At 48.3% G+C, this 14,994-nt stretch carries 11 protein-coding genes, 6 tRNA genes and 1 rRNA gene; 15 read left to right on the top strand and 3 right to left on the bottom strand.

What is annotated here, in order from left to right:
• From rrf to rocF, 8 genes are all read left to right on the top strand, one after another.
• Positions 1–94 (top strand): 5S ribosomal RNA (rrf, locus tag EDC33_RS07100); the annotation flags it as partial.
• 14 nt (positions 95–108) lie between these two features.
• Positions 109–183 (top strand) — tRNA-Asn (locus EDC33_RS07095).
• 26 nt (positions 184–209) lie between these two features.
• Positions 210–281 (top strand) — tRNA-Glu (locus tag EDC33_RS07090).
• Positions 282–287: 6 nt separating this feature from the next.
• A tRNA-Val gene (locus EDC33_RS07085) sits at positions 288–363 on the top strand.
• Position 364: 1 nt separating this feature from the next.
• Positions 365–445: transfer RNA gene (locus tag EDC33_RS07080), tRNA-Tyr, on the top strand.
• A 13-nt stretch (positions 446–458) separates the two neighbouring features.
• Positions 459–533, top strand: a tRNA-Gln gene (locus EDC33_RS07075).
• A gap of 1 nt (position 534) precedes the next feature.
• Positions 535–607 (top strand) — tRNA-Lys (locus EDC33_RS07070).
• 128 nt (positions 608–735) lie between these two features.
• Positions 736–1,647 (top strand): arginase, encoded by a 912-nt coding sequence (rocF, locus tag EDC33_RS07065; RefSeq protein ID WP_124010621.1) that lies wholly within the window; start codon positions 736–738, stop codon positions 1,645–1,647.
• A gap of 44 nt (positions 1,648–1,691) precedes the next feature.
• Here rocF and EDC33_RS07060 read toward each other — a convergent pair whose 3' ends face one another.
• Positions 1,692–2,147, bottom strand: coding sequence for an ArsR/SmtB family transcription factor (locus EDC33_RS07060; RefSeq protein WP_094906800.1), 456 nt, complete (start codon positions 2,145–2,147; stop codon positions 1,692–1,694).
• 163 nt (positions 2,148–2,310) lie between these two features.
• Between EDC33_RS07060 and EDC33_RS07055 the strand changes: the two genes are divergently transcribed.
• The 6 genes from EDC33_RS07055 (at position 2,311) to EDC33_RS07030 (ending at position 9,841) form a co-directional block, all read left to right on the top strand.
• Positions 2,311–3,258, top strand: a complete 948-nt coding sequence (locus EDC33_RS07055) for a helix-turn-helix domain-containing protein (RefSeq protein ID WP_124010620.1) — start codon at positions 2,311–2,313, stop codon at positions 3,256–3,258.
• 22 nt (positions 3,259–3,280) lie between these two features.
• A complete protein-coding gene (gene cdaA / locus EDC33_RS07050) occupies positions 3,281–4,105 on the top strand; it encodes a diadenylate cyclase CdaA (RefSeq protein ID WP_040105219.1) in 825 nt (274 codons plus the stop codon).
• Positions 4,092–5,033, top strand: coding sequence for a CdaR family protein (locus EDC33_RS07045; RefSeq protein WP_094906798.1), 942 nt, complete (start codon positions 4,092–4,094; stop codon positions 5,031–5,033). The genes cdaA and EDC33_RS07045 overlap by 14 nt, the downstream gene beginning before the upstream one ends.
• A gap of 27 nt (positions 5,034–5,060) precedes the next feature.
• Positions 5,061–6,410, top strand: coding sequence for a phosphoglucosamine mutase (gene glmM, locus EDC33_RS07040; RefSeq protein ID WP_094906797.1), 1,350 nt, complete (start codon positions 5,061–5,063; stop codon positions 6,408–6,410).
• Between the two features lie 332 nt (positions 6,411–6,742).
• A complete protein-coding gene (glmS, locus tag EDC33_RS07035) occupies positions 6,743–8,545 on the top strand; it encodes a glutamine--fructose-6-phosphate transaminase (isomerizing) (RefSeq protein ID WP_124010619.1) in 1,803 nt (600 codons plus the stop codon).
• A gap of 483 nt (positions 8,546–9,028) precedes the next feature.
• Entirely contained in the window at positions 9,029–9,841 is an 813-nt protein-coding gene (locus tag EDC33_RS07030) for a SurA N-terminal domain-containing protein (protein ID WP_124010618.1), read from the top strand.
• 46 nt (positions 9,842–9,887) lie between these two features.
• On the opposite strand, the gene EDC33_RS07025 is transcribed toward EDC33_RS07030, so the two are convergent.
• Together EDC33_RS07025 and EDC33_RS07020 are read right to left on the bottom strand one after the other, a co-directional pair.
• Positions 9,888–11,060: a M24 family metallopeptidase gene (locus EDC33_RS07025; RefSeq protein ID WP_094906794.1), complete on the bottom strand. Its 1,173-nt coding sequence runs from the start codon at positions 11,058–11,060 to the stop codon at positions 9,888–9,890.
• Between the two features lie 52 nt (positions 11,061–11,112).
• Positions 11,113–12,312: a cystathionine gamma-synthase family protein gene (locus EDC33_RS07020; RefSeq protein WP_124010617.1), complete on the bottom strand. Its 1,200-nt coding sequence runs from the start codon at positions 12,310–12,312 to the stop codon at positions 11,113–11,115.
• A gap of 536 nt (positions 12,313–12,848) precedes the next feature.
• On the opposite strand from EDC33_RS07020, the gene EDC33_RS07010 reads away from it, so the two are divergent.
• The gene (locus EDC33_RS07010; RefSeq protein ID WP_094906792.1) at positions 12,849–14,984 is read left to right on the top strand and encodes an ATP-dependent Clp protease ATP-binding subunit; all 2,136 of its coding nucleotides are present in this window, start codon (positions 12,849–12,851) and stop codon (positions 14,982–14,984) included.
• The last annotated feature ends 10 nt before the right edge of the window (positions 14,985–14,994 follow it).

Raw genomic sequence — 14,994 nt, 5'->3', positions numbered from 1 at the left:
GCCCCACCTGTTCCCATGCCGAACACAGCAGTTAAGCTCTCCAGCGCCGATGGTAGTTGGACTGACGTCCCGTGAGAGTAGGACGCCGCCGGGCAATTCATTGTTTATTCCACAGTAGCTCAGTGGTAGAGCTATCGGCTGTTAACCGATCGGTCGTAGGTTCGAATCCTACCTGTGGAGCCATTTTTTTGTTTAATTACATATATGTTGGCCCGTTGGTCAAGTGGTTAAGACACCGCCCTTTCACGGCGGTAACACGGGTTCGAATCCCGTACGGGTCATTGATTGGAGAATTAGCTCAGCTGGGAGAGCATCTGCCTTACAAGCAGAGGGTCGGCGGTTCGAACCCGTCATTCTCCACCACGGAGGGGTAGCGAAGTGGCTAAACGCGGCGGACTGTAAATCCGCTCCTTCGGGTTCGGCAGTTCGAATCTGCCCCCCTCCATTCTTAAAAGTATTGGGCTATCGCCAAGCGGTAAGGCAACGGTTTTTGGTACCGTCATGCGCAGGTTCGAATCCTGCTAGCCCAGCCATGAGCCATTAGCTCAGTTGGTAGAGCATCTGACTTTTAATCAGAGGGTCAGAGGTTCGAATCCTCTATGGCTCACTCACAAGGCATCTTCCTTTGGAAGGTGCCTTTTTTGTTCCCTTTTATTCGTCTATGCAATAATATTTGCATAAAAATCCAAGGTTGTATACTATAGTATTTGTGAGACGAATGGAAAGGGGAATTCAATGAATCAGAATGTACATATCATCGGTGCTGCAACTGCTTTTGGACAACCGAGACTTGGTGTGGATTTAGGTCCGGATGCCCTGAGGTATGCGGGGCTGACAAAAATGTTGAAGGAATTGGATCTCTCTGTGACCGATAAGGGCAACATCAAAGGAAACTTCGAGGTCGAAGCAGAGTGCCACAATATAAAGAATGATGATAATCTGTTGAATTATGATGCTGTTAAAGACTTCAATACCATACTGGCGGGGGCTGTCGATGCATCCCTATCCAATGGGGCATTCCCACTGATTCTTGGTGGAGACCATTCATTGGCCATAGGATCACTTGCCGGCATCAGCAGGCACTACGAAAATTTGGGCGTCATCTGGTATGATGCGCATGGAGATTTGAATGACAGCAGGACATCACCATCCGGCAATATTCATGGCATGCCCCTCGGCATCTCATGTGGTATTGGAGATACAGACCTCGTCAATCTATATGATGCGGGACCGAAGGTTAAGCCGGAGAACATTGTTCTGATTGGGATGCGTGATTTGGATGAAGGGGAGAAGCAATACATCCATGACAATGATATCCTCACCTTTACAATGACGGATGTCAGAATGATGGGCATCGCTGAGGTGATGAAGCAGGCACTGGACCACCTCGTGGAAAAATGCGATGGCATCCATCTTTCTCTGGATGTCGACGGGCTGGACCCTATGGAGACACCCGGTACAGGTACACCGGTCGATGGTGGCCTTTCATTATCCGAAACGCAGCTGGCGATGAGCATACTGAATGATTCGGACCGAATCACCTCAATGGATCTGGTTGAAGTGAATCCTCTGCTCGATGACAGGAATAAAACTGCTGGGAAAGCTGTTGAAATCGCTGCTTCCCTTTTCGGCAAGAAGCAGCTTTAGACAAAAAGGAACTGCATCTCTGACGGGATGCAGTTCTTTAATGGCTAGTCTTCTCCTATGGGCAGGATCTGGACCTTGTAGTCCTTTGTATTTTTGCTTCCTTTTTTCTCCGAATTATCCTTCACGAAATTCTTCAGTTCCTTCTTGAACTGCTTGAGATCATCTTCCTTCATCCTCAAGTTATACGACATGCTGTCCTTCTTCTTTTCATCAGCGCTGTATTTCAGGAGATCGATGTTGGGAACGACCTTTTTGGCCACAGGCTCATAGAACTTCTGGATGATGCTGTTCTTTTCCTCGGTCTTTACTACATGAATAATCCCATTCTTAAGAAGTTCATTAAGATGGTAATGGATTTTGGCCCGCGGGATGTCGAGCTCATCAGCAAGCATCTGGCCGGTTTTCGGCTTCTCTGCGAGCATGGTCATGAGCTGGATCCTGAAAGGGTCACTTACGCTTTTCAGTTGGGCGAGGTTATCGATAACCAATAATTTTTTCATGTAGAACACCCCTTATAATGTATATTTATAGTATGATTAAGTATAAAAGCGATGTCAATAAAATGAACATCGATAATATTTGCTTGATCACACTTGTAACATTTGTTGCATTTTTGCCATTTTGGTATGATGGAACTGTTAAGACAGTGAAAGGGGCACCATTATGATCGGACAGCGGATCAAGGAAATACGCAATAATAACAACCTTACACAGGAAGAGTTGGCAGACGGCATCATTTCCAGGACATATTTGAGCCTGATCGAAAAGGGAAGCGTGCACCCTTCAACCAATGTATTGATCAAATTGAGCGAAAGGCTCAACTGCTCGGTCAACGATTTTATGCAGGAAGTTTCCCACTTCCGTTATAATGATGTGGAGATTCTGCGTGAAATCGCCTATTATGAACAGAAGATGGAGCAGGGGGACTATTCGTCGCTCCACTATTTCATAGAGAAGGAATATGAAGAGGTGGAACAGATTACAGCACCAGACAGCGGGCGTGTCCATCTTCTTTATGCCAAGTACTTCAAGCATACGGGAGACCGGAGGAAGCTGAGGGTACATATTGACCGGGCGCTTGAACTGCTGTCGACCGTCTCAATCAACCAGGCCTATATCGACGCAGTCATCCTCAAAGTGGAATTACTGGGTGAAGAGGACTCGTACGAAGCATCGCTCGACCTGCTGGAAGATACGCTCTATACCATCCTTCGTTTTTCCGATTTTGACCTTGGGGTCATAAGAATCCTGTTTGAGGTGGCAAAGTGCTATCATAAGGCTGGGGAATACTTTACTTCTTCCCGTTTCGTGACACGCATCAAAAAGCATTCCAGGATGCTGAATATCGACTATAGGAAGGACGAGCTTTCCCTCCTTGAAGGGAAAAACCTCGCTATGCTCGGCAAGACGGAAGCACTCGAAGCAATGGTATCGGAGTCGGGAGTTCCAGTAATGCAGCTGCTCGACAGCTACGCAAAGTATAGGAATGGAAATATAAGAGAAGCAGAAAAAAGATTCAAGGGTCTTGGAACTGATGTGGAGATGATCAGACAAGACGAAGTCCTTTCCAATATTCATGAAGAATTGGAAAAGAGACTTGGGTCCATATGAATGATTAAGTGAGGGACGCATTATGCAGACAGGCAATTTTTTTGAAAATGTCACTACGGCAACCATAATAGCAAGTATTGTCGATCTGCTGATTGTATGGTATGTAATATATCTTCTGATTACTGTAATGAAGGGCACAAAGGCCATCCAGCTGATAAAAGGGATATTTCTCATCCTCATCGGCCGATCAATCAGTAACTTCTTCGATTTGACGACAACTACACAGATGTTCGATACTGTCCTGGAATGGGGTTTCCTTGCAATCATCGTCATCTTCCAGCCTGAGCTGAGGCGCGCACTTGAGCAGCTCGGACGTGGCAGCCTGTTCCGCACCAATGGGAGTGCAAGCTCCACAACTGAGCAGGACAAGCTGAGGGAAGCGATGGTGAAATCCGTCAGGTACATGGCCAAGCGGCGCATCGGTGCGCTGATTGTTTTTGAAAAGGAAACGGGACTGAAAGACTATATAGAGACCGGTATACCGATCAATGGAAACATCACTTCAGAACTCCTGATCAACATTTTCATCCCGAATACCCCCCTCCACGATGGTGCAATGATCATACAGGGGGACAAGATCGCTACAGCGGCCAGCTATCTGCCGCTGTCGGACAGCAGCAAGATCGCGAAGAACCTTGGTACCCGACATCGCGCAGCTGTCGGGCTGTCTGAAGTGACTGATGCATTTACGGTCGTCGTCTCAGAGGAGACAGGCAACATATCCGTCACCTATGACAGTAAGCTGACAAAAGAAATATCGCTTGATGAACTTGACGAACTGCTCAAGTCACATTGGAGCATTCTTCCACCGTTGAAGGAAGGGGGCGGTCTGTTTGCTAGAAAGTAAATGGGGATTAAGGTTTGTCGCGCTGCTGCTGGCACTGTTCATGTTTCTATCGGTCAATGATGTCTTCGATGAATTTCTTGCTTCGAATGGAGAATCACCTGAATCGGAGGTGATCGAGGGCATGCCGGTGGAAGTGCTTTATGATGATGAAAAACATTATATATCCGGGGCTCCGGATCAGGTCAATGTTCAGCTTTTCGGCAATACATCCAATGTGAAGCGGCTTCAGACCACCCGGGATTTCGAAGTCTTTCTGGATCTGAGGAATCGGGAAGTCGGTGAATATGAAGAGCATTTCACAGTAGATGGGCTGCCCGAGAATGTAACTGCTGAAGTAGTCCCGGAAACTGCAAATGTGAATATACAGGAACTGGTGACGCGGACATTTGAAGTGCAGGCGGAAGTCAGTGAAAGCCGTGTCGGGCCAAATCATGATCTTGAATCTGTACAGATTGAACCCGAAACTGTTACCGTGATGGGTGGAGAAAGTGAAATGAACCGTATACAGTATGTACGGGCCACCTTGAACGACAATGCAAGAATCACTGAAGATCGTGTCGAAGAAGCCGAAGTAAGCGTATTTGATACACAATTCAACAAACTTGATGTCCGTATCGACCCGACGCATGTACGGGTGGAAATAAATGTCGAGGAACGGAGCAAGGAAGTCTCTGTGAATTATGAAGTGAACGGTGAAGTCGAAGAAGGCTACACTTTGGAAGATGTCGGGCTCAATTATGATACTGTAGAAGTCTACGGGACAAAAGAGGTATTGGAGGAGCTCGAAGAGATAAATGTCGAAGTGGATGTGGAAGGTCTTGACGAATCCACTACACGGGACGTGGATATCGATGTGCCTGAAGATGTCGACAGGACAGAACCTGCGGTTCTTCGGGCGGATATAGAAGTTAAGCAGAATAACGGATAATATATTGCATAAAAAAAGGAGAACGTCATGGGTAAATATTTTGGAACTGATGGAGTAAGAGGTGTAGCAAACACTGAACTGACCCCGGAACTTGCATTCAAATTGGGAAGATTCGGCGGTTACGTACTGGCAGGACAAAAAAGTGAGAATAAGACGGTACTGGTTGGGCGCGACACGCGTATTTCAGGAGAGATGCTCGAGTCGGCACTCGTAGCTGGACTGCTTTCCATCGGAGCGGAAGTCATGAGGCTCGGCATCATTTCCACGCCGGGCGTCGCATACCTGACGAAGGAGATGGAGGCGGATGCTGGAGTCATGATCTCTGCTTCCCATAATCCTGTAGGGGATAACGGCATCAAGTTCTTCGGTGCGGATGGATTCAAGCTCACTGATGACCAGGAGGCGGAAATTGAAAAACTTCTGGACATGGAGGAAGATACATTGCCAAGGCCTACGGGTGCCGATCTGGGCAATAAATCCGACTACTATGAAGGCGGCCAGAAATATGTAAGCTACCTCAAGTCGACAGTCGATGAGGATTTCGAAGGTATGAAAATTGCGCTCGATGGTGCCCACGGCTCCACATATTCCCTTGCGCCGTATCTTTTTGGGGATCTTGAAGCGGATACCGTTACTGTAGGCTGCAACCCGGACGGCACAAATATCAACGCCGGTGTCGGTTCCACCAATCCTGAAAAGGTCGTCGAACTCGTCAAGGAGGAATCCTGTGATTTTGGATTTGCCTTTGATGGAGATGGCGACAGGATCATTGCAGTGGATGAAAAAGGAAACATTGTCGATGGAGACAAGATCATGTTCATTCTGGCCCAGCACATGAAGTCTGAAGGCATGCTGAAGGATGATATGGTCGTATCTACTGTAATGAGCAACCTGGGCTTCTACAAGGCACTTGAGGCACATGGCCTGAAGAGTGACAAGACGAAAGTCGGTGACCGTTATGTCGTCGAAGAGATGCGGTCAGGCGGCTACAGCCTTGGTGGCGAACAATCCGGCCACATCATCATGATGGACTACAACACGACGGGAGACGGCCTGTTGACCGGCGTCCACCTCGCATCCATCATCAAATCGTCAGGCAAGACACTGAGTGAACTTGCAGGTCAGGTGGAAACATTCCCTCAGGAGCTTGTGAATATACGTGTTACAGATAAATATAACGTGGCGAATAACGCACTGGTGGCCGAAAAGATCGAAGCAGTCGAAAAAGAGATGGACGGCAACGGCCGCGTCCTCGTCAGAGCGTCAGGCACGGAACCGCTCGTCCGCGTAATGGTGGAAGCGGAGACGGAAGAACTGGCAAGACAATACAGCAATGACATCGCTGAAGTGGTCCAGGCAGAAATGGGTCTCGACTAATGATGACAAAAACCTCCAACTTCCGGGTTGGAGGTTTTTTCTTCCAAAATATATGATAAATGCATGATTCTATTGAAGTATGGACTGGTATCCCTTACAATGTGGATGGTGAAGAATAAGGAGGGTAGGGTATAGGTATACTATAAATCGGAATAGCGCCTGGGCAAGCATCGGCTTGCTGACGAGGAGGACAGTGATCGATCATCGGCGGATACTGTCCCGGATACTGAAGTATTCGTAAGGCCAGCTGTTAAAGCCATCGGGTGACCGACGGGACAGAGCACTGGCAAAAGATAACTAAATATAATAAGAGAGAGAAAGGGCGTTTTTTAATGTGTGGAATCGTTGGATATATTGGAAATAAAGATGTGAAGGAAATATTGCTGTACGGGCTTGAGAAGATGGAGTACCGTGGCTACGACTCTGCAGGCATCGGGGTTAGGGATGAAAATGAAGTGAAAGTCTTCAAGGAAAAGGGAAGGATCAAGGATCTGCGTGAAAAGGTGGATATGGACTTTGATGCGACAGTGGGCATCGGCCATACAAGATGGGCGACACACGGTGTGCCGAACGTCAAGAATGCACACCCGCATCAGAGTGCTGACGGACGTTTCACGCTTGTCCATAATGGCGTCATCGAAAACTATGAACAGGTCAGACAGGAGCACATTCCTGATGTGGAACTTGTTTCAAGTACTGATACTGAAATCATAGTTGAAATCATGTCCAAGTTCGCACAGGAAGGCCTCTCTACAGAAGAAGCATTCACTAAGACACTGGATATCCTCCACGGTTCATATGCAATTGGGCTGCTGGATGAGGAAGAGCCGGATGTCATCTATGCTGCAAAAAACAAATCCCCACTGCTGCTCGGCAGAGGCGATGGCTTCAATGTCATCACTTCCGATGCCATGGCGATGCTGCAGCAGACGAATGAATTCGTCGAACTGATGGATGGCGAAGTCGTACTGCTCAAGAGAGATGAAATCATCATCAAGGATAAGACCGGCAAAGAAGTGGATCGGGAATCATATATTGCAGAAATCGATGAAAGTGATACCGAGAAGGGCACATATGACCACTACATGCTCAAGGAGATCAACGATCAGCCGGCTGCAATGCGCAAGATCATCCAGGAGTATCAGGATGAAGACGAGAACCTCAAGATCGATGCCGAAATCATCAACCAGCTGAAGGACTCCGACCGCATCTATGTCATCGCTGCCGGAACCAGCTATCATGCAGGTCTGATCGGCAAGGAATTCTTTGAGAAATGGGCAGGTGTGCCGACGGAAGTACATGTCGCTTCGGAATTCGTATATAATACGCCAATGCTGTCGGAGAAACCGCTCTTCATCTTCATCTCACAATCCGGTGAGACTGCAGACAGCCGTGCCGTACTGGTTGAAATCAAGAAGCTTGGCCACAAATCCCTGACAGTGACGAACGTACCGGGCTCCACGCTTTCAAGGGAAGCAGACCAGACACTCACCCTGCATGCGGGACCTGAGATTGCCGTCGCTTCAACGAAGGCCTATACAGCTCAGATTGCCGTCCTTTCCATCCTGGCCCAGGTAGCGGCAAGGGAGCTTGACAAGGGTACGGAAATCAACCTGATGCAGGAACTTGCCAAAGTCACGACGGCCATCACGGCCATCATTGACGATGCGCCCGCGATTGAGCAGATCGTCAACGAGTACCTTGAGACGACGCGCAATGCATTCTTCATCGGAAGGACGATGGACTACTATGTCGGACTCGAAGGCGCCCTCAAGCTCAAGGAAATCTCCTATATCCAGGCAGAAGGATTCGCCGGCGGGGAGCTCAAGCACGGTACGATTGCACTGATTGAAGAGAACACCCCGGTCTTTGCACTCGCTACACAGGAGAAAGTGAACCTGAACATCCGCGGCAATGCGCAGGAAGTAGAAGCACGCGGCGCCAAAGTGTGTATGGTATCCATGGAAGGATTGGACCAGGAAGGCGACACATATGTCATCCCGCGTGTCCATGAGATGCTTACACCACTCGTATCTGTAGTCGTATACCAGTTCATCGCATACTATGCAGCACTGCACCGCGGCAACGATGTCGACAAGCCACGCAACCTGGCGAAGTCCGTCACAGTGGAATAGTATATAGTACTTGGAAATAACCTCTTCGGTCCAGGCCGTTAGAGGTTATTTTAATGCCTTAAAATGAAGAAAGACATAAATGAATGTGGAGTGGCGTCTTTAGAAGATCTGCGGCGTATATCGCAGGACATTTAGGGTATCCGTCTATTAATGCATCAGTTATGGCCTATACATATCACATTGAAGACTGCAGGGAAGAAGATGTGGACTAACTATCCACCCGAAAGGATGTTTGAAGCGGAAATGAAAAGGTTCCGGACAGGAGCGTGTGCATACAGGGCTGTAAGATATCAACTGTACAATGATTCATGGGAGGAAAGGTTCACTATTGAGAATTAGAGGTGCGTGGCCTTATCGTTGAAGTCAGACAATTTATAGCCACATTTCAAGAGGAATTTCAGGTTTTCCCCATCTTATAAATTTACATTTCATAAGGATGTGATAAAATAACGGACAATATGTATTAGAAGGAGAAATGATTTTATGAAGAAATTATTATTCAGCCTATCCCTCGGCACATCCTTGGCTGTTCTGGCAGCATGTGGTGGCGGAGATGAATCTGCAGAAAATACAAATGAAGAAACGGAAACACAGGAGGAAGCGGCATCAGGCAATAATGAGGAAGCAGCTTCTGAAAATAGTGATAAGTCTGCTGAAGCAGAGCAGGGTGAAGGACATCCTGAAATGCCGGAACCGGATCTTGAAGGCATACCGGATGTCGTTGCTGAAGTGAACGGTGAGGAAATCACGAAGGAAGAATTCGAGCAGACATACACCAATCAATTCCAGTCGGCAGCGATGCAGCAGCAGATGACCGGTGAAGAAATCGACCAGGATCAGATGAAAAAAGACATCCTCGATGGCATGATCAGTCAGAGGCTCTTCATCCAGGAAGTGGACAATCGTGATATGAGTGCCTCTGAAGAGGAAGTCGATGAAATCGTAGGACAGCTGGTCGAACAGAATGGATTCGAATCTGAAGATGAGCTCTTCGCTGCCTTTGAAGAGCAGGGCATGGCAAAAGAAGAAGTGATATCCCAGATTGAAACGGATAGTAAAATCACGAAGATGATCGAAGAAGAGACTGGCGAAATTGACCCTACAGAGGAAGAACTTCAGGCAATGTATGATCAGATGACGGCGCAGCAGGAAGAATCGGGCCAAGGGGAAGTCCCTTCCTTTGAAGAGATCAAGCCGCAGCTTGAAGACCAGGTGAAGATGGAGAAGGAAACAATGGCTGCACAGAACCTCGCTTCAGAGCTTCGTGAAGATGCAGATGTGACGGTTCATCTATAATCAGACAAAAGAGAAACAGCCTCCAGTTTGAACTGGAGGCTGTTTTTTATTCCGCCGTCTTTTCGAAAATCTTGCGGTCGAAGGAGGCGAAAGTCTCTGCCCCGCCTTCTGTGATATAGACCGATTCGGTGATGGAGACACCGAAGTTGTCGAACCATAGGCCGGGCATGAGGTGGAAGGTCATGTTCGGCTGAAGCATGGTGTGGTCTCCCGCCCTGAAGCTGATGGTATGCTCCCCCCAGTCGGGTGGGTAGCTGAGTCCGATGGAGTATCCGATACGGGCGTTCTTCACATATCCGTGCTTGCCGATGGTGCGGGTCCACACCTCATTCACCTCTTCGGCTGTAGTGCCCGGGGTCATGTGGTAGAGCGTTTCATTGATGCCTTCATTTATTACATCTGCCACCTCCTGCACGTGCCCAGGGGCTTTACCGAGGATCATGGTGCGGGCCAGTGGCGTATGATACCGTTTATAGCATCCGGCAATTTCTAGTGTCAGTATATCCCCCTCGATATATCTTCTGTCCGACCATGTAATGTGGGGACTGGCGGTCATCTTTCCGGCAGGTAACATGGGGACCATGGAAGTATAGTCGCCGCCGAAATCATCGCTGCCATAGATCTGGGCATGTGTAATGGCCGCTGCTACTTCATTTTCCCGGACACCGATATTGACGGTGTCGTATGCGGCCTGCATGGCCTTTTCCACAATCTGTGCAGCATTCTTCATGTAGCTGATTTCTGTATCGCTTTTAAGGACCCTGACCCAGCTCACCAGGTTGCCGGTATCCTTCAGCTCGGCATTGGGGAGACCGATCTGCAGACGTTCATGGCACATTGCCGTATAGTAGAAGGAATCCATTTCGACACCGATCTTCTTATCATCCTGGCCGCATTCGATCAGTACTTCAGCCACGTAATCCATGGGATGCCTGATGGTCGACTGTACATAATTGTCGGGATAGAAGCGGATGCTGGATTCCTTCATCCATGTCGTCATCATTGCTCCACTGGCATCCATCTGCCGGCCGATCCATATGGGTTCGTCCATATCGATGAAGACCAGGACGACCTGATTTACATAGAAGCTCCATGCATCGTATCCCGTCAGATAATACATGTTTGAGGGATTGGATATGATCAAACCCTCAACCCCATACTGCAGCATCTTCTGTTTCGTATTGTTCATTCTGATATCATATTCTTCTTTGGAGAACATGGGCCTCTCCCCTTTGTCTGTGGATTATTGCTAAAAGGCAGGATGTGGAGGGTCAGGATTGGGCATTGGACACGTTGAGTGCCTGCAGCGCATTTTCAAGGTCCTGCTTCAAGTCGTCGAATGATTCTATGCCTGCAGAATAACGGATGAGGCCTTCAGCGATTCCGAGTTCCGCCCGCTCTTCCGGAGTGGATTCCACATGGCTGGTCGTCCTGGCCGGTCCGACTGTTGTTTCGACGGCGCCCAGGTTGGCTGCCCTGTTTGCGAATTCAAGCCGTGGCAGCACTTCTTTGACAGCTTCCATCCCGCCATGCAGGGAGAAGCTGAACATGCTGCCGAATCCTTTCATCTGTTTTTTTGCGATTTCATGGTTCGGATGGTTCTCAAGTCCCGGATAGAATACTTCAGCCACAGCAGGGTGGCCGGAAAGGTATTCAGCAAGCCTGCCTGCGTTTTCGGTCTGCTTCCAGACCCTGAGATCCAATGTCTTCATTCCTCTGATCATCAGGTAGGCGGCATTGGGGTCCATTGTGGCACCATTGATTTCACGATAGTGGAAGACCTGCTCGACAAGGTCCTTTCTTCCGCACAGCACCCCGCCGAGTGCATCTGCATGTCCGCCCAGAAATTTCGTGGCACTGTGGACGACAAGGTCGGCTCCAAGTGACAGCGGGTTCTGCAGAATTGGAGTTGCAAATGTATTGTCCACGACAAGCAGGGCATCCTGCTCCCTGGCAAGTTCTGCGATCCTTTCGATATCAGTAATCTTTACAGTCGGGTTGGTCGGTGTTTCAAGATGGATTAGCCGGCAGCCTTTTTTGATTTCATTTTCCATCGCTTCATGGTTGCCTGTCTCACACAGCTCAATTTCAATATCGAGCTTCGGCAGAAACTCCGTGAATATCTTGTTTGTTCCACCGTATGTGTCCTTGATGCTGACGACACGGTCCCCTGGACGGAGGAAGGTGTGCAGGGTGTTGCTGATTGCAGCCATCCCGGTGGAAAAGCTTGTAGCCGCTTCAGCACCTTCCATCTGCTTGATCTTGTCCTCGAATGAAGCGACGGTCGGATTCGTATTTCTCCCATAGATATGGCCGTCTTCTTCTCCGATGGCCACCTGATACCAATGGTCGAGGTCGTCGTAGTTATAGGCGACGCTGTTCACGACCGGCACCTGGCTGGCGCCATGTACCCGGTACGCCTTCTCCCCTGCCCAAACAGCTTCCGTTGCATGATCTACATTTCTCTTCATTTTAACACACCCCTTTAATATAATGGAAACGCTTACATAAATATACGTTTAGTGTACTATACCATTAAAAGGGTATATTTATAAATGAAAATGAACTAATTTAATGAAGAAAAAATTTAAAAGCAGGGGGAATGAAGATGGCGGTATTTGAAGAATTCATCAGTGGAATCGATGACAGTGATCATAGGCAGAGGATTGGGAAGTGGACTATGCGCTCCTGAAGAGGATCATCGAGTTTAACATTGAAGATAAGGACGGGGTGGATACATTCTGGCGATGAGCAGAAAGGGGCTGTATGCAGTCCTATTTTTTTTGGTATAGAGGATCAAATGCTTGAAAGTCAAATAAGGTCAATGTATAATATAATTAAGGTCAAAGTTAGTCAGTAATTTATTATTTTATGGCTTTGACTTTAGATATATCAATGAGCAGTATTGTTGAATCAATGTTCCATAGGTTTTATAATGCTTTTATAGTCAAATAAAGTCAAATATAAATGAGACGTATATATATTAAAATGAAGGAGGAATCTATTCATGAAATGTCAAAATTGTGGTATCAATGATGCGAATGTCAATTTGGCAATGAACATCAATAACCAGAAGACACAAGTCCACTTATGCAATGAATGTTTCCGTGAAATCAGAGGCCAGATGATGGGCGGCGGTGATTTCTTTTCGGGGTCTCCTTTCGAAAATTCAGGGTCCAATGATAAGCAGTTTCAAGGGAATGGCAACGGCCAGGCCGGAACAAGAACAAGACAGAAACAGGCTGCCGGAGGCGATGGTCTGCTGGATCAGCTTGGCAAGAACGTTTCCGATGAAGCGCGGGCAGGCAACATAGACCCGATCATCGGACGTGATACGGAAATCAAGCGTGTCATCGAAACGCTGAACAGAAGGAATAAGAACAATCCGGTACTGATCGGTGAGCCGGGTGTCGGTAAGACCGCTATTGCTGAAGGTCTGGCACTCAAGATCACCGAAGGGGCAGTTCCTGCCAAACTGACCAATAAAGAGATCTACGTTCTTGACGTGGCATCACTCGTAGCGAATACAGGCATCCGCGGTCAATTTGAAGAGCGCATGAAGCAGCTGATTGCTGAGCTTCAGGAACGCAAGGATGTCATCCTGTTCATCGATGAGATCCACCAGATCGTCGGTGCAGGGACAGCGGAAAGTTCACAGATGGATGCAGGCAACATTTTGAAGCCGGCATTGGCACGTGGTGAAGTGCAGATCATCGGTGCGACGACACTTAAGGAGTATCGCCAGATTGAAAAGGATGCGGCCCTTGAACGCCGTCTGCAGCCGATCCTCGTAAAAGAGCCGACACTGGACGAAGCGGAGCAGATTCTCCAGGGGATTAAGGACCGTTACGAAAAATTCCACGAAGTACGCTACTCCGACGATGCCATCCATGCATTCGTTACACTAAGTGACCGCTATATCCAGGATCGTTTCCTGCCGGATAAGGCAATCGACCTTATGGATGAAGTCGGCTCACGCCTCAACCTCTCTAATGCGGAAAGCGATTCGAACTCCATCCAGCAGCGTCTGAATGAAATCGCCCGGGAAAAAGAGGAGGCAGCTGAGCGTGAAGAGTATGAAAGAGCTGCAAACCTCAAGTATCAGGAAATACAGCTTGAAAAGCAGCTTGAGAAGGCCAAGGATAAGGAACAGGTGCTCGATGTCGAAGTTTCAGACATCCAATTGATCGTCGAAGAGAAGACGGGCATTCCTGTAACGAAACTTCAGGCCGATGAACAGAAGAAGATGCGGGATCTTGAAGGTGAACTTGCCAAGAAGGTCATCGGACAGGAGGAGGCGGTCGGCAAGGTGGCCAAAGCTGTGCGCCGCAGCCGTGCCGGGCTGAAGTCCAAGCATCGTCCAATCGGGTCATTCCTATTTGTCGGACCGACGGGTGTCGGTAAGACGGAATTGACAAAGGCACTGGCTGAAGAGCTTTTCGGCTCCCGTGAATCTATGATCAGGCTCGACATGAGTGAGTACATGGAGAAGCATACAGTGTCCAAGATCATCGGTTCACCACCGGGATATGTCGGACACGAAGAAGCGGGGCAGCTGACTGAGAAGGTCCGCCGCAACCCTTACAGCATCATTCTGCTGGATGAGATAGAAAAAGCCCATCCGGATGTACAGAACATGTTCCTGCAGATCATGGAAGATGGTCATCTGACAGATTCCCATGGCCGTACGGTCAGCTTCAAGGATACCGTCATCATCATGACGAGCAACGCAGGAACTGGCGTGAATACAGCAAGCGTCGGCTTCAATCCGGACAAGCATGAATCCGTATCGACGCTGGACAACTTGAGCGACTACTTCAAGCCTGAATTCCTGAACCGCTTCGATTCAATCATCAACTTCAATGCATTGACTGAAGACAACCTGATTGAAATCGTCGACCTGATGCTTGCAGAACTTCAGGAGACTGTCGAGGAGAACGACATCAGCATCACAATCACTGATGAAGCCAAGCGTGAACTTGCACGGCTCGGTTATGACAAACGGTTCGGTGCAAGGCCGCTCCGCAGGGTTATCCAGGATAAGATAGAAGATCAGCTGACCGACCTCATCCTGGAGGAAGAGACTATAGATAATGTGAGAGTACAGTTGGAAGACGAAGAGATTGCAGTTGTGAAAGGCTAGTTTCGCACTT

This window comes from Salinicoccus roseus, from assembly GCF_003814515.1.
GTDB classification, from domain to species: domain Bacteria; phylum Bacillota; class Bacilli; order Staphylococcales; family Salinicoccaceae; genus Salinicoccus; species Salinicoccus roseus.
This window is presented reverse-complemented; position numbering and strand designations above follow the sequence as displayed.

Bases quoted from the DNA above. Each gene is read 5' to 3' on its own strand.
- rocF (WP_124010621.1), top strand. From the start codon at position 736: ATGAATCAGAATGTACATATCATCGGTGCTGCAACTGCTTTTGGACAA.
- EDC33_RS07060 (WP_094906800.1), bottom strand. From the start codon at position 2,147: ATGAAAAAATTATTGGTTATCGATAACCTCGCCCAACTGAAAAGCGTA.
- EDC33_RS07055 (WP_124010620.1), top strand. From the start codon at position 2,311: ATGATCGGACAGCGGATCAAGGAAATACGCAATAATAACAACCTTACA.
- cdaA (WP_040105219.1), top strand. From the start codon at position 3,281: ATGCAGACAGGCAATTTTTTTGAAAATGTCACTACGGCAACCATAATA.
- glmM (WP_094906797.1), top strand. From the start codon at position 5,061: ATGGGTAAATATTTTGGAACTGATGGAGTAAGAGGTGTAGCAAACACT.
- glmS (WP_124010619.1), top strand. From the start codon at position 6,743: ATGTGTGGAATCGTTGGATATATTGGAAATAAAGATGTGAAGGAAATA.
- EDC33_RS07030 (WP_124010618.1), top strand. From the start codon at position 9,029: ATGAAGAAATTATTATTCAGCCTATCCCTCGGCACATCCTTGGCTGTT.
- EDC33_RS07025 (WP_094906794.1), bottom strand. From the start codon at position 11,060: ATGTTCTCCAAAGAAGAATATGATATCAGAATGAACAATACGAAACAG.
- EDC33_RS07020 (WP_124010617.1), bottom strand. From the start codon at position 12,312: ATGAAGAGAAATGTAGATCATGCAACGGAAGCTGTTTGGGCAGGGGAG.
- EDC33_RS07010 (WP_094906792.1), top strand. From the start codon at position 12,849: ATGAAATGTCAAAATTGTGGTATCAATGATGCGAATGTCAATTTGGCA.